The sequence below is a fragment of the Streptomyces anulatus genome (genome assembly GCF_014650675.1).
GTDB lineage: Bacteria > Actinomycetota > Actinomycetes > Streptomycetales > Streptomycetaceae > Streptomyces > Streptomyces anulatus.
This window is the reverse complement of the sequence record NZ_BMVK01000015.1, coordinates 59,069-72,059: the sequence shown is the minus strand read 5'-3', so window position 1 is coordinate 72,059 and position 12,991 is coordinate 59,069. Positions and strand designations below refer to the sequence as shown.

The window sequence follows — 12,991 nt, the reverse complement described above, 5'->3', positions numbered from 1 at the left end:
GCTGTTCCGGTTTCACGACACACACCCCCTCACAGGCTCGACTCGGCCACCCCGTTCACCGAGCGGAAGTACGCGGCGGGCGTATGGCCGGTGACCTGCCGGAAGAGATCGATGAAGGTACTGGGGTTGGCATAGCCGAGCCGCCGCGAGACCGCCACGACCGGCTTGCCCGCCGCGATGTCGATCAGCGCCGAACGGACACGGACGAGAATGCGCCACTGCGTCAGACTCACCCCGGTGTCCCGCTGGAACCAGCGCATCAGCGTCCGGCCGCTGAGCCCGATCATCCGGGCCCACTCCTCCGTCGTCCGGTCGTCGGCCGGATCCGCGATGATCCGCTCCGCGATCGTGAGCAGCTCCGGCGTCTTCGGCAGCGGAATGTCGAGCGAGACGGTCCGGACCGGCCGGATCAGGTCCACCCCGACCCGCTGGAGCCGCAGCCGCGCCTCGGTCGGCATCTCCTCGTTCTGGTTGTGCAGCAGCAGCTCCCGCAGCAGCCGGCCCATGGGGATGCCCACGACGCCGGTCCAGTCGACGGCCACCTGCTCCGGACTGAGGAAGGTGGCGTACGTGACGGCTCCCGCGCTCGCCCGGACCCGGTGCGGGGTCCCGGCCGGCAGCCAGATACCGAGGCTCGGCGGCACCATCCACAGGTGCCCGGCGGCCTCCACGGTGACATTGCCCGTGGTGGACCAGAGCAGCTCGTGCTCCCGGTGCGCGGTCGTCGCCCACTCGGTGGGCTCGGGCGTCGGGAAGGTCCCCGTGGTCAGCAGCCAGCGCTCCTCGACCTTGGGCTCGTCCGTCTCCACGGACGCGGTCCACTCGTCCCGCTCCAGGGTCGGGGCGCCCCAGAGCCGCACGGCGGAACCCTCGGCGGTCATCGGGATACCTGTCGTCTTACCGTCATGAAGTGTCACGATACCTGCTTGTGTTCAGCGCGGCGTCGTTCCTAGCGTTGAGGCGGTGACCGCTCCCGACCGCACCCCGCGCCCCGGCGCCCCCGCCTCCCCCTCGCCCGCCGCCCTGGTGCGCCTGGCCACCTCCGGCTCGGGACGGGGCGGCCGACTCGCCGTGGCCGGCGCCGGTTTCGCCGGTCACCAGGTGGCGGAGGCGCTCGTACCGGTCCTCCTCGGCCTGGTCGTCGACCGGGCGATCGGCCGGAACGACCCGGGTGCGCTGCTGGGCCTGCTCGGCGCACTGGCCGCCCTGTTCGCGGCGCTGATCCTCTGCTGGCGCACCGGTTCCCGCCTCACCACCGGCGTGTACGCCTACGGGGAGCACGACCTGCGCCTCCTGGCGACGGGCCGGGCGCTGCACCCCCGGGGCATGGCCGCCTGCCGGCCGCCCGGCGAGGTGCTGACCATCGCCACCTCCGACGCCTCCAACGTCTCCGGGGTCTCCTGGCTGATCGCCGAACAGGGCGCGGCGCTCGCCGGGCTGCTCACCGCCGCGGTCTCGCTGCTGCTGATCTCCTGGCAACTGGGCGCCGTCGTCCTCGCGGCGACGGCCGTGCAGCTGGTCGTGCTCCAGCTGCTGAGCGGCCCGCTGGACCGGCGCGTGTACGCCGAACAGCGCGAGGCCGCCCGCGCGGGGGCCCTGGCCACGGACTTCACGGCCGGGATCCGGGTCCTCAAGGGCTTCGGCGCGGAGGGGGCGGCCGTCCGGCGCTACCGACGGGCGAGCCGGGACTCGATGGCCGCCGCGCTGCGCCGGGTGCGGTCGCTGGCCGGGCTGACGGCGCTCAACTCGGCGGTCTCCGGCGTCTTCCTGGCCGGGATCGCCCTGCTGGCCGCCTGGCACGCGCTCGAAGGGCGCCTGAGCGTCGGCGAGTTCGTCGCGGCGATCGGGCTCGCCCAGGTCGTCTCGGGCCCGATGCAGACGCTCGGCTTCTTCGGCGCGTCCCTCGCCGCCAAGCGCGGATCGGCCCGGCGGCTGGCGGAGCTGCTGGCCGAGCCCCACCGCGTGACGCACCGGCCGGAACCGGACGGACTCCCCTCCTCCGACGCCCTGTTCGCCCTCCGCTACGGGCAGGTGACGATCACCGCCCGGCCCGGCGAGCTGATCGGCGTCCGGGCCGACGGAACGGCCGCCGAGGAGCTGTCGGCGCTCGCGTCCTGCCGTACGGCGGCCGAGCCGGGGAGTTACGTCCTCGCGGGCCGGGACGCCGCCGCGCTCTCCCCCCACGAGGCCCGCCGGACGGTCTACGCTCCCCCGCACGACGCGTCCGTCTTCACCGGAACCGTCGCGGAGAACCTGGCGACGGACGGGGTGAGCGCCCGGGCCACCGCGGCGTCCGGCCTGGACGACGTGCTCACCCACCTCCCCGAAGGGCTCGCTTCCCAGGTCGGCGAGCAGGGCCGCCTCCTCTCCGGCGGACAGCGCCAACGGCTGCTCCTGGCCCGGGCCCTGCACCAGCCGCAACCGGTACTGGTCCTGCACGAACCGACCACGTCGGTGGACAGCGTCACCGAGGACCGCATCGCACGGGCCCTGCGCGCGAGCGGCCGGACCATCGTCCTGATCACCACCGGCCCGACCCTGCTCAGCGCCTGCCACCGGGTCCACGACCTGACCCCGGACACCGCCACGGACCCCGGCGCCACCCTGCCGCAGCGGAACACCACGCTGCCTGAGCCCGCCACGACGACGAGAGCCGCCCGATGACCCCCACGACGTACAGCGCGGGCAGCCCCGCCCTGCTCCCCGTCGCCTCCCCCCGGGACACCGCCCGCACGACCCTGCGGCTGCTCGCCCGGCACCGCCTCCGGCTGGCCGGAACGGTCCTGGTGCTGCTCGCCGCGACGGCCGCCGCCCTCGCCGTACCGGCCCTGCTGGGCACGATGGTCGACGCCGTGGCCGAGGGCCGCCCCTGGTCCGGCCTGCTGCCGCCCGCCGGAGCCATCGTCGCGGCCACGGGCACGGGGGTCGCGCTCGGCCGGTGGGGGCAGTTGCTGCTGGCCCGGACCGCGCAGGACACCTTGGCCGGCCTGCGCGAGGACGTCTTCGCCACGGCGGTCGCCCAGCCCTCCTCCGTACTGGAGCGGGCGGGCAGCGGCGACCTGGTCTCCCGCGTCGCCGGGGACGCCGAGGCCGTCAACACGGTGATCGGGAAAGTCCTCCCCGCCACCGTGTCGGCCCTGTTCACGATCGCCCTGACACTCATCGGCATCGGCGTGATCGACCTGCGCTTCGCGCTCGCGGTGCTGGCCGCGACCCCGGTCCAGTACCTGGCGCTGCGCCGGTTCCTCGCCCGGTCCGGACCGGTCTACCGGGCGGCCCGGCAGGCCGAGGCGGCGCGCGGCCAGCGCATCGTCGAGAGCCTGACCGGCGCGGACACCGTGGCCGCCCTGCGCGCCCAGGACCACCACACGGCGGCGGTGGCCGCCTCCTCCGAGCACGCCATCGGCTTCGAACTGCGGGCGGTACGGCTGCGCACCACGTTCTACGGGCTCCTGAACCTCGCGGAGTTCATCGGACTCGCCGCCGTCCTGGCCGTCGGCTACCACCTGGTGGGCGGGGGCACGGTGACGCTGGGCGCGGCCACGGCCGCCGCGCTCTACTTCCACCGGCTGTTCGACCCCATCGGCGTCCTGCTCTCCACCGTCGACGAACTCCAGAACGCGGGGGCCGGTCTGGCCCGGCTGGTGGGCATCCTCTCCCTGCCCGCGTACCGGCAGTGCGGGAGCCTCCCCCCGTCACGGACACCGACGACGCCCGGCCGGATCGCCCTGGACCACGTCTCGTACGGCTACGCCGCCGGCCGCCGGGCACTCGACGCCGTCTCCCTCACCGTGGAACCGGGCGAGACCGTCGCGGTCGTGGGGGCGAGCGGGGCCGGCAAGACCACGCTCGCCAAGATCCTCGCCGGGGTCCTGACCCCCGACTCCGGCCGCGTCCTGCTGGACGGCGTCCCGCTCGCGGAACTCCCGGCGGACGTCCTGCGCCGCCGGATCGTCCTGGTCAGCCAGGAGGTCCACGTCTTCGACGGAACGGTCGCGGAGGACCTCCGCCTCTTCGCCCCCGACGCCACGGACGCCGAGATCCGCGCGGCCGCCGGCCGCCTGGGCGCGACGGCATGGCTCGACGCGCTCCCCGAGGGCCTCGACACCCGGGTCGGCGCGGGCGGCCACGACCTCGCCGCCGCCCGCGCCCAGCACCTCGCCCTGCTCCGGCTCGCCCTCGTGGACCCGGACGTCGCCCTCCTGGACGAGGCGACGGCGGAGGCCGGGACGAGCGATGCGGACCTCCTGGAGAACGCCGCGGCGTCCGCCCTCGCGGACCGTACGGGCGTGGTGATCGCCCACCGTCTGAGCCAGGCCGCCCGCGCCGACCGGATCGTGGTGATGGACGCCGGGCGGATCGTCGAATCCGGTACGCACGCGGAACTGGCGGCGGCCGAAGGCCCGTACGCCCGGCTCTGGGAGGCGTGGAACCGCGCACGGTGAAGAAACATGGGCATAAAAAAGCCTCCGCCCCGCGAGTGAACTCGCGGGGCGGAGGCTTACATGGGGTGGTGGAGATGGCGGGAATCGAACCCGCGTCCAACGGTGCGGAACCAGGGCTTCTCCGAGTGCAGTTCGCTACGCTTTTCTCGGCCCCGGAGGTCACGCGAACAAGCCTCCGACAGGCCCAGCCACTGTTTGATTTCCTTCTCGGCCCCGTGGCCGGGCCGAGAAGTTTAGATCCCTAGTTGATGCCAGGATCCGGGTCGGGATCACCCCCGGGCTGACACTCCGCAGAGTCTTCGCTTAGCTGCTAATTAGGCAGCGAGGGCGAAGGCGGAGGAATCGCGCTTGGAATTGGCGATTATTGTTTGCGACATATGGTTTACGAGATCATTGCCGCTTCCTCGACTCGCTTCCCCTGCTTCGACATCCGCTGTCGAAACCGATCATCCCCATGTTGATTTTTCAAAACGCGCACCTTCGCTGAGGTGCACGGCCCATCGTACGTGACCAACGCCGGACGATGCCACTGTATTCCTGTCCGGCCACTGCCCCGCCGGGACGGGCCCCGCTCAGGCGCTGCGCTGCCGCCGGCGGGCCGCCGAGATGGCGCGGTTCGTCTCCCGCGTGTCCTGCTTCTCGCGGAGCGTCTGCCGCTTGTCGTACTCCTTCTTGCCCTTCGCGAGCGCGATCTCGACCTTGACCCGGCCGTCCTTGAAGTACAGCGCGAGCGGCACGATCGTGTGGCCCGTCTCCTGCGACTTCGACTCCAGCTTGTCGATCTCGGCCCGGTGCAGCAGCAGCTTCCGCTTCCGCTTGGCCGTGTGGTTGGTCCAGGTGCCCTGGACGTACTCGGGTACGTGGATGTTGTGGAGCCAGGCCTCGTGGTCGTCGATCTGGACGAAGCCGTCGACCAGGGAGGCCCGTCCCATGCGCAGGGACTTGACCTCCGTACCCATGAGGACGAGGCCGCACTCGTAGGTGTCGAGGATCGTGTAGTCGTGCCGCGCCTTCTTGTTCTGCGCGACCATCTTGCGCCCGGTGTCTTTTTCCTTCGCCATAGTGCGGTCATTTTCGCACTACGACCCACCCCCGAGGCCACTCAATACCGTCTCGGCCCGCTGCTGGGCCCTCTCCCCCACCACGAGGTCGGGTGTGATGCCCCTGCCGTCGACGTTCCGGCCGGCCGGGGTGCGGTAGTGGCCGACGGTCAGCTCGGCCACCGAACCGCCCGGCAGCTCGCTGGGCATCTGCACGGAGCCCTTGCCGAAGGTGGGCGATCCGACGGTGACCGCACGGCCCCGGTCCTGGAGCGCACCGGTCAGCAGCTCGGCGGCGCTCATCGTGCCGCCGTCGACCAGGACGACGACCGGCCGGTCCGTGTCACCGCCCGGTTCGGCGTACAGGGCCTGCTGCTCCCCGCGCACGTCGTACGTGGCGACCAGGCCGCCGTCCAGGAAGGCGGAGGCGGCGACGACGGCCTCGGCGACGAGTCCGCCGGAGTTGGCGCGCAGGTCGAGCAGTATCCCGGCCCCGTCGGGAGCATCGCGGACCGCGTCCCGGACATCGGCCCCGGCCCCCTTGGTGAACGCCTCCACCTTGACCAGGACCGCCGACGACGGCTCGGCCCCCAGTCGCCGCACGGTGACCGCCTCGGTGGTCAGCCGGGCCCGCCGAAGGGTCTCCGTCCAGCTCCGGCCCTCCCGGACCAGACCCAGCTCCACCCGGCTGCCCTCGGCCGCGCCCGTACCGTCGCCGCGCAGCAACGCGACGACCTCCGCGACGGGGCGCTTGCCGACCGCGCGGCCGTCCAGGGTGCGCAGCAGGTCTCCGGCGCGGATCCCGGCCCGGTCGGCGGGGCCGCCGGGCTGGACGCGGGAGACGGTGACGTCGCCGCCGTCGGTGCGCCGGGCGGAGAGCCCGACACCGGTGTAGGCGCCGTCCAGCGCCCGCTCGAACTCCTCGTACTCCCGCTCGTCGTAGACCGCGCCCCAGCGGTCCCCGCTACGGCTGACGACCTCCTCGGCGGCGTCCTTCACGGACTTCCCGTCGGCCTCGGCCTCGGCGGCGGCGTCCTCGATCTCGTCGCGGTCGACCGGGGCGACGGTGGAGGAGACGGCACGGGTCTGCGGCCCGGGCCCGGGATCGGGGTCCTGCGGCAGCGAACCGGTCGCGGCGGCGGTGGCGAGAGCACACCCGAAGACCAATGTCAGGGCCGCCCCGCGGCAGAGGCCGCGGGGCCGGAAGCGGTGCGAACAACCCGACATGGCGCCGAGTCTAGGACAAGCCCCCTGGGGCGCACGGGCACTCACCCGTGCGCCCCAGGGGGCACATGTCACACCTTCAGGTACTTGCGCAGCGCGAACAGAGCGGCGATGGCGGGCATCAGCAGACCGATCGCGAGCACCAGCGGGAGCTTGGTGAGGACCGCGTCCCAGCCGATGAAGTTGATCAGGTTGAGCTTCTCCTGGAGCGCGAGGCCGCCGTCGATCAGGAAGTAGCGTCCGCCGAGCAGCATGGCGCAGGCCAGCACGCCGCCGATCAGGCCGGCGACGGCCGCCTCCATGATGAAGGGGGCCTGGATGTAGAAGCCGGAGGCTCCGACGAGGCGCATGATGCCCGTTTCTCGTCTCCGGCTGAACGCGGATACCCGCACGGTGTTGACGATCAGGATCAGCGCGATCACCAGCATCAGGATCATCACGTAGACCGCGACGGCGTTCATGCCGTTCATCAGCTCGAAGAGCTGGTCCAGGATGGACCGCTGGTCCTGGACGGACTGCACCCCGTCACGCCCGGCGAAGGCCGTCGCGACGACCTTGTACTTCTGCGGGTCGTCCAGCTTGACCCGGAAGGACTCCTGCATCTGGTCGGGCGTGATGTTGCCCGCCATCGGGGAGTCGCCGAACTGCTCCTGGTAGTGCTTGTACGCCTCGTCGACCGTCTCGAAGTGGACCGTCTCGACGGCGTCCATCTTCTCCAGGTCGACCTTGATCTGGTCCTTCTGCTCCTTGGTGACAGCCCCCTTGGCGCACTTGGGCATGTCCTTGGCGTCGTTCTTGTTGCAGAGGAAGATCGAGACGTTGACCTTGTCGTACCAGTAGTCCTTCATCGTGCTGACCTGCTCGCGCATCAGCAGCGCACCGCCGAACAGGGCGAGCGAGAGGGCGACGGAGACCACGACCGCGAAGGTCATCGTGAGGTTGCGGCGGAGACCGACGCCGATCTCCGACAGGACGAACTGGGCGCGCATGGCGTCCTTTCAGTACTCGATGCTCGAAATGCACGAAGGGCCGGAGCCCCTCGGTCAGTGCTGGTAGCCGTAGACGCCGCGTGCCTGGTCGCGTACGAGACGGCCCTGCTCGAGCTCGATGACGCGCTTGCGCATCTGGTCGACGATGTTCTGGTCGTGGGTCGCCATGATCACGGTGGTGCCGGTCCGGTTGATCCGGTCCAGCAGCTTCATGATGCCCACCGAGGTCTGCGGGTCGAGGTTGCCGGTCGGCTCGTCCGCGATCAGCAGCATGGGGCGGTTCACGAAGGCGCGGGCGATGGCCACGCGCTGCTGCTCACCGCCGGAGAGCTCACCGGGCATCCGCTCCTCCTTGCCGCCGAGGCCGACGAGGTCGAGGACCTGGGGCACGGCCTTGCGGATCTCGCCGCGGGGCTTGCCGATGACCTCCTGCGCGAAGGCCACGTTCTCCGCGACCGTCTTGTTGGGCAGCAGGCGGAAGTCCTGGAAGACCGTCCCCAGCTGGCGGCGCATCTGCGGCACCTTCCAGTTGGACAGCCGCGCGAGATCCTTGCCGAGCACATGGACCATGCCCGTGCTGGCGCGCTCCTCGCGCAGGATCAGTCGCATGAAGGTCGACTTGCCGGAGCCGGAGGACCCCACCAGGAAGACGAACTCACCCTTCTCGATGTCCAACGAGACATCGCGCAGAGCCGGTCGGGTCTGCTTCGGGTAGGTCTTGGAGACGTTGTCGAATCGGATCACGGATGCACCACGGTCGGCCGGGAGTAGGTGAGCGTGACCATACGCGAACCGGGCTCACGCGTGCAGGCGGCGTCCGGCAATGGGCGTTTTATGGCGGATCACCCCCTGGAACGAAACGGGTCGTGCCGGACCTTGTCCGGCGGGCCGCGCCGAAATCGTCGCGAGCTGGCACAGTGGTGGGGGGAACGGTTGCGTTTCCGTGAGCGTTGTGCGGAGAGAAAGCAGCAAGCGGCTCCGCCGCGCGGGAGGAGGAATGCGCATGACCTATGACCGACTGGTGTGCGCGAACTGCGCGTCCCCCGTCAGCGAGGGCCGCTGCCGCGTCTGCCGTGCCGTGCGGCAGCAGATGCTGGAGGAGCAGGGCCAGGGCCCGCTGGCCGGGATGAGCCCGGCGATGCTGATCGCCCTGATGGTGGTGCTGCTGACCGCGCTCGCGCTGCTGGCGCACCAAGCGGCCTGATCCGGCCCGCACGGCCCTCCGGGGCCGCCCCTCACCGCCCCGTCGGGGCTGACAGACGTACGCGTACGGCCGCCTGAGCGGTTCGGACGCGCAGAAGGGCCCGGGAGGCGTCGTACGCCCACCCGGGCCCTTCTTCATGCTGTGCCGTGCCGCGCAGAGGCTTGGTGTGCGCCCGCTACGCGTCGGTACGGTCCGCTGGGGACCTAGGCGACCGTGCGGCCGCCGCCGACCAGGCGGGGCAGGATACGGAAGCCGATGCCGCCCGCGATCATCGTCGCGGCGCCGATGACCAGGAAGGTCGTCTCGGCCGCACCGGTCTCGGCGAGCTCTTCCTTGCCCTTGCTCTGCTCGACCGGCTTGTTGCCGACGCTGTCGGTGTCGGTGTTGTCGGTGCACTCGGCGCCGTCGAGGTCGACGGTGCAGCCGGCGTCGTCGCCACCGGTGGTGGAACCGCCGCCGGTGGAGCCGCCGGAGGTGGTGGAGCCACCCTGGTCGCCGCCGCCGGTGGTGGTGCCACCGTTGTTGCCCGAGCCGCCGTTGTTACCGGAACCACCGTTGTTACCGGAGCCACCGTTGTTGCCCGAGCCACCGTTGTTGCCGGAGCCGCCGTTGTTGCCCGAGCCACCGTTGTTACCGGAGCCGCCGTCGACGCCGCCGTCAGCACCGCCATCGGCACCGCCGTCAACGCCACCGTCAGCACCGCCGTCGGCACCGCCATCGACGCCACCGTCAGCACCGCCATCAGCACCGCCATCGACGCCACCATCGGCACCGCCGTCAACGCCGCCATCAGCACCGCCATCGACGCCACCGTCAGCACCGCCGTCGACGCCACCATCGGCACCGCCGTCAGCACCGCCATCGGCACCGCCGTCAACGCCACCGTCGGCACCGCCATCAGCAGCACCGCCGTCGGCGCCCGCGTCGACGCCGCCCGGGTCGCCACCCTCGGTGGTGCCCTCGATGAGGCCGCCGATGAGACCGTCCTCGGTCTCGTCCTGGGTGGTGATCTGGGTCTCTTCCGGACCGTTCAGCGCCTGCGCCGCACCGGCCGCGGTCAGCGAGGCACCCGCGGCGATAACCGCACCAGCGGCGATCCGCGCGACGCGGATTCGCGTCTTCTTCGTCATGTGTTGCTACCCCCAGTAGCCGATCTCGTCATTGGAGCAGCCATATGCGGGCCGCGGCCCTGCGGGGAATCGCTCTCGGCAAGGCCACGTCGTGTCGTGGTCACCCCGCCAGCCCCCCGGTTCACACCCGTCCCAGACATACGCATGCTGCTCTAGCACCCTGGCCAGAGTTAAGGATTACGTCAAGGCCGTTCCGTGCACTAGGCACCGGTATGGGGGTTCTTGACGGCTATTCGGAAGCCGGACTGTGACGCATCGGGCACAGGTCCTCCGCAACGGAGGAAGGCCCGGACAGTCACCTGTCCGGGCCCAATCTCCGTACCGCCGAAGCTACTTCTCGCTCTGCTTGCGCCAGCGGATGCCCGCTTCGACGAAACCGTCGATCTCGCCGTTGAAGACCGCTTCGGGGTTGCCCATCTCGAACTCCGTACGCAGGTCCTTGACCATCTGGTACGGGTGCAGGACGTACGAACGCATCTGGTTGCCCCAGGAGTTGCCGCCGTCGCCCTTGAGCGCGTTCATCTTCGCCTGCTCCTCCTGGCGGCGGCGCTCGAGGAGCTTCGCCTGGAGGACGTTCATCGCGGACGCCTTGTTCTGGATCTGCGAGCGCTCGTTCTGGCAGGAGACGACGATGCCGGTGGGCAGGTGGGTCAGCCGGACCGCGGAGTCCGTGGTGTTGACGCCCTGTCCGCCGGGGCCCGAGGAGCGGTACACGTCCACGCGCAGCTCGGACTCGTCGATCTCGATGTGGTCGGTCTGCTCGACGACCGGGAGCACCTCGACGCCCGCGAAGGACGTCTGGCGGCGGCCCTGGTTGTCGAAGGGCGAGATGCGGACCAGGCGGTGGGTGCCCTGCTCGACGGAGAGCGTGCCGTAGGCGTACGGGACCTGGACGGCGAAGGTGGTCGACTTGATGCCGGCCTCTTCCGCGTACGCGGTCTCGTAGACCTCGGTCTTGTAGTTGTGCCGCTCGGCCCAGCGGATGTACATGCGCTGGAGCTTCTCCGCGAAGTCGGCGGCGTCGACGCCGCCGGCCTCGGCCCGGATGGTCACCAGGGCCTCGCGCGCGTCGTACTCGCCGGAGAGGAGCGTGCGGACCTCCATCTCGTCCAGCGCCTTCTTCACCGACTCCAGCTCGGTCTCGGCCTCCGCCTGGGCGTCGGCGTCGCCCTCGTCCGCGGCGAGCTCGAAGAGGACTTCGAGGTCGTCGATGCGGCCACGCAGGGTCTCGGCCTTGCGGACCTCGGCCTGGAGGTGGGAAAGCTTGCTGGTGATCTTCTGGGCCGCCTCCGGGTCGTCCCACAGGGACGGCGCCGCAGCCTGCTCCTCGAGCGCGGCGATGTCCGCCCTCAGCGCATCCAGGTCCAGGACGGCCTCGATCGACCCCATGGTCGAGGAGAGGGACTTCAGCTCTTCGGAAATATCGACGACTGCCACGGGTCCAGCGTAACGGCTGGGCGGAAGAAGCTTGCCCTCGCCCGGAAACCGGATGCCGGTCCGGGGCGGGGCAAGGGCTCCCGAAGGCTCTGCCGGGGGGTGCGAGGGGCGTCCGAACGCCCGCCGCGGGGGTCGCCGGGGCCGGCCTACGGGGTCGCCGGGGCCGAGTTCTCGCTGTCCTGGGGCGCCGGGCCCCCGTCGCCGTCGCCGGTGGCCAGCCAGCCGCCGACCGCGACCAGCGCACAGAGGGCGAGGGCGGCGACACCGAGGGTGATGCGGCGCTTGCGGACGGCCGCCGCCTTGTTCCGGGCGGAGCCGGGCCGGGGCCTGCCCGGGGCGCGGGGGGCGCGGGCCGTCCCGAGCGGGCCGCCCGCCAGCTCGTCCGGGGCGGGGACGCGCATGCTCGTATGGGTGTCCCGGTTGGAGTCGGGAGCGGAGCCGGGCACCAGCGGGACCGCCCCTCGGCGGCGCGGCTCCTCGGCGGCCGGGGTGTACTGCTGCTCGTCGTAGGCGGCGGGCTCCTGGTCGCTCTCCTCCGGGCCCGGCTCGTCCACCTCCAGCGGGGGTATCCCCGCCAGCAGGGGCAGCAGGTCGCGCAGCCGTACGGCGAGCTCCGAGGCGCGCAGCCGGGAGGCGGGAGCCTTGGCCAGGCACTGGACGAGGAGCTGCCAGAGCTCCTCGGGGATGCCGGGGAGCGGGACGACGGTCTCGGTGACGTGCCGCCGCAGGACCGCGCCGGGGTGGCCGCCGCCGAAGGGCGTGAATCCGGCGAGCAGCTCGTAGAGCACGGTCGCCAAGGCGTAGATGTCGACGGCGGCGCGCGGCGGGAGGCCCTCGACGATCTCGGGGGCCAGATAGTCCGGCGTACCGATGATCTTCGTGGCCTTGGTGCGGCGCGGGGTGTCGATCAGCTTGGCGACGCCGAAGTCGGTGAGCAGGGCGGGGTGCGCTCCGCCGGGGCCGAGCGGGCCCTCCATGTCGAGCAGGATGTTCTCCGGCTTGACGTCCCGGTGGACGACCTGGGCCTTGTGCGCGGCGGCCAGCCCGTCGGCGACGTCCGCGATGATCGCGACGGCGGCCTCGGGGGCGAGGCGGCGCTCGCGGTCCAGGCGGGTGCGCAGGTCGGTGCCGCGTACGAGGGTCATGACCAGGGCCAGGTCGTTGCCGTCCACGACGAGGTCCCGGACGGCGACCACGTGCGGGTGGTCGAGTCCGAGCAGGGCGGTGCGCTCCTGCACGAAGCGGCCCACGAGCTCCTGGTCGGACGCGAGGTCCTCACGGAGCAGCTTGATGGCGACCGGGCCCTCGGGCCCTTCGCCGAGCCATACCGTGCCGGCGCTGCCGCGCCCCAGGATCTGGTGGGCCGTGTACCGGCTGCCGATATTCCGTGCCAAGACTGCTCCCTCAGCGGCTGGCGGTGGACCCCCGGTCGACAAAGTTACGCGGCGTTCGGGGTGTCACGTGCCCTGGATGGCACCGACCTTCACTTCTCCGGGCCAAATAGGCCCGGAGAAGTCGACAA

General features: G+C 71.5%; 11 protein-coding genes and 1 other RNA gene. 3 read left to right on the top strand and 9 right to left on the bottom strand.

All coding sequences use genetic code 11. The features are described 5' to 3' along the window. Positions 1-29: 29 nt before the first annotated feature. Positions 30-881, bottom strand: a complete 852-nt coding sequence (locus IE272_RS29340; RefSeq protein WP_050359630.1) for a helix-turn-helix domain-containing protein — start codon at positions 879-881, stop codon at positions 30-32. Positions 882-963: 82 nt separating this feature from the next. Between IE272_RS29340 and IE272_RS29335 the strand changes: the two genes are divergently transcribed. Further along, on the top strand, positions 964-2,664 hold the full coding sequence (locus IE272_RS29335) for an ABC transporter transmembrane domain-containing protein (RefSeq protein ID WP_190008852.1): 1,701 nt from the start codon (positions 964-966) through the stop codon (positions 2,662-2,664). Further along, positions 2,661-4,445, top strand: a complete 1,785-nt coding sequence (locus IE272_RS29330) for an ABC transporter ATP-binding protein (RefSeq protein WP_190008850.1) — start codon at positions 2,661-2,663, stop codon at positions 4,443-4,445. The genes IE272_RS29335 and IE272_RS29330 overlap by 4 nt, the downstream gene beginning before the upstream one ends. Before the next feature lie 66 nt (positions 4,446-4,511). Here IE272_RS29330 and ssrA read toward each other — a convergent pair. The 5 genes from ssrA to ftsE all read right to left on the bottom strand — a co-directional run bounded on the left by ssrA (position 4,512) and on the right by ftsE (position 8,442). Beyond that, positions 4,512-4,899, bottom strand: a transfer-messenger RNA (tmRNA) gene (gene ssrA / locus IE272_RS29325). Between the two features lie 118 nt (positions 4,900-5,017). Further along, complete coding sequence (gene smpB / locus IE272_RS29320; RefSeq protein WP_032790702.1) at positions 5,018-5,506, bottom strand: SsrA-binding protein SmpB; 489 nt, start codon at positions 5,504-5,506, stop codon at positions 5,018-5,020. An 18-nt stretch (positions 5,507-5,524) separates the two neighbouring features. Beyond that, entirely contained in the window at positions 5,525-6,712 is a 1,188-nt protein-coding gene (locus tag IE272_RS29315) for a S41 family peptidase (protein WP_190008848.1), read from the bottom strand. A gap of 68 nt (positions 6,713-6,780) precedes the next feature. Continuing rightward, positions 6,781-7,698, bottom strand: coding sequence for a permease-like cell division protein FtsX (gene ftsX, locus IE272_RS29310; protein ID WP_050359626.1), 918 nt, complete (start codon positions 7,696-7,698; stop codon positions 6,781-6,783). A gap of 54 nt (positions 7,699-7,752) precedes the next feature. Then, positions 7,753-8,442, bottom strand: a complete 690-nt coding sequence (ftsE, locus tag IE272_RS29305) for a cell division ATP-binding protein FtsE (protein ID WP_003968787.1) — start codon at positions 8,440-8,442, stop codon at positions 7,753-7,755. A 259-nt stretch (positions 8,443-8,701) separates the two neighbouring features. Between ftsE and IE272_RS29300 the strand changes: the two genes are divergently transcribed. Further along, positions 8,702-8,902 carry a hypothetical protein gene (locus IE272_RS29300; RefSeq protein WP_003968786.1) on the top strand — a complete coding sequence of 67 codons (201 nt, stop codon included), beginning with the start codon at positions 8,702-8,704 and terminating at the stop codon, positions 8,900-8,902. Between the two features lie 203 nt (positions 8,903-9,105). Here IE272_RS29300 and IE272_RS29295 read toward each other — a convergent pair whose 3' ends face one another. The 3 genes from IE272_RS29295 to IE272_RS29285 all read right to left on the bottom strand — a co-directional run bounded on the left by IE272_RS29295 (position 9,106) and on the right by IE272_RS29285 (position 12,863). Next, on the bottom strand, positions 9,106-10,032 hold the full coding sequence (locus tag IE272_RS29295) for an LPXTG cell wall anchor domain-containing protein (RefSeq protein WP_190008846.1): 927 nt from the start codon (positions 10,030-10,032) through the stop codon (positions 9,106-9,108). Positions 10,033-10,362: 330 nt separating this feature from the next. Beyond that, entirely contained in the window at positions 10,363-11,469 is a 1,107-nt protein-coding gene (prfB, locus tag IE272_RS29290; RefSeq protein ID WP_007448315.1) for a peptide chain release factor 2, read from the bottom strand. 146 nt (positions 11,470-11,615) lie between these two features. Beyond that, complete coding sequence (locus IE272_RS29285) at positions 11,616-12,863, bottom strand: serine/threonine-protein kinase (RefSeq protein ID WP_050359624.1); 1,248 nt, start codon at positions 12,861-12,863, stop codon at positions 11,616-11,618. Positions 12,864-12,991 lie beyond the last annotated feature (128 nt).

Coding starts and splice junctions, on each gene's coding strand:
- IE272_RS29340 (WP_050359630.1), bottom strand. CDS start 881: ATGACCGCCGAGGGTTCCGCCGTGCGGCTCTGGGGCGCCCCGACCCTG.
- IE272_RS29330 (WP_190008850.1), top strand. CDS start 2,661: ATGACCCCCACGACGTACAGCGCGGGCAGCCCCGCCCTGCTCCCCGTC.
- smpB (WP_032790702.1), bottom strand. CDS start 5,506: ATGGCGAAGGAAAAAGACACCGGGCGCAAGATGGTCGCGCAGAACAAG.
- IE272_RS29315 (WP_190008848.1), bottom strand. CDS start 6,712: ATGTCGGGTTGTTCGCACCGCTTCCGGCCCCGCGGCCTCTGCCGCGGG.
- ftsX (WP_050359626.1), bottom strand. CDS start 7,698: ATGCGCGCCCAGTTCGTCCTGTCGGAGATCGGCGTCGGTCTCCGCCGC.
- IE272_RS29300 (WP_003968786.1), top strand. CDS start 8,702: ATGACCTATGACCGACTGGTGTGCGCGAACTGCGCGTCCCCCGTCAGC.
- IE272_RS29295 (WP_190008846.1), bottom strand. CDS start 10,032: ATGACGAAGAAGACGCGAATCCGCGTCGCGCGGATCGCCGCTGGTGCG.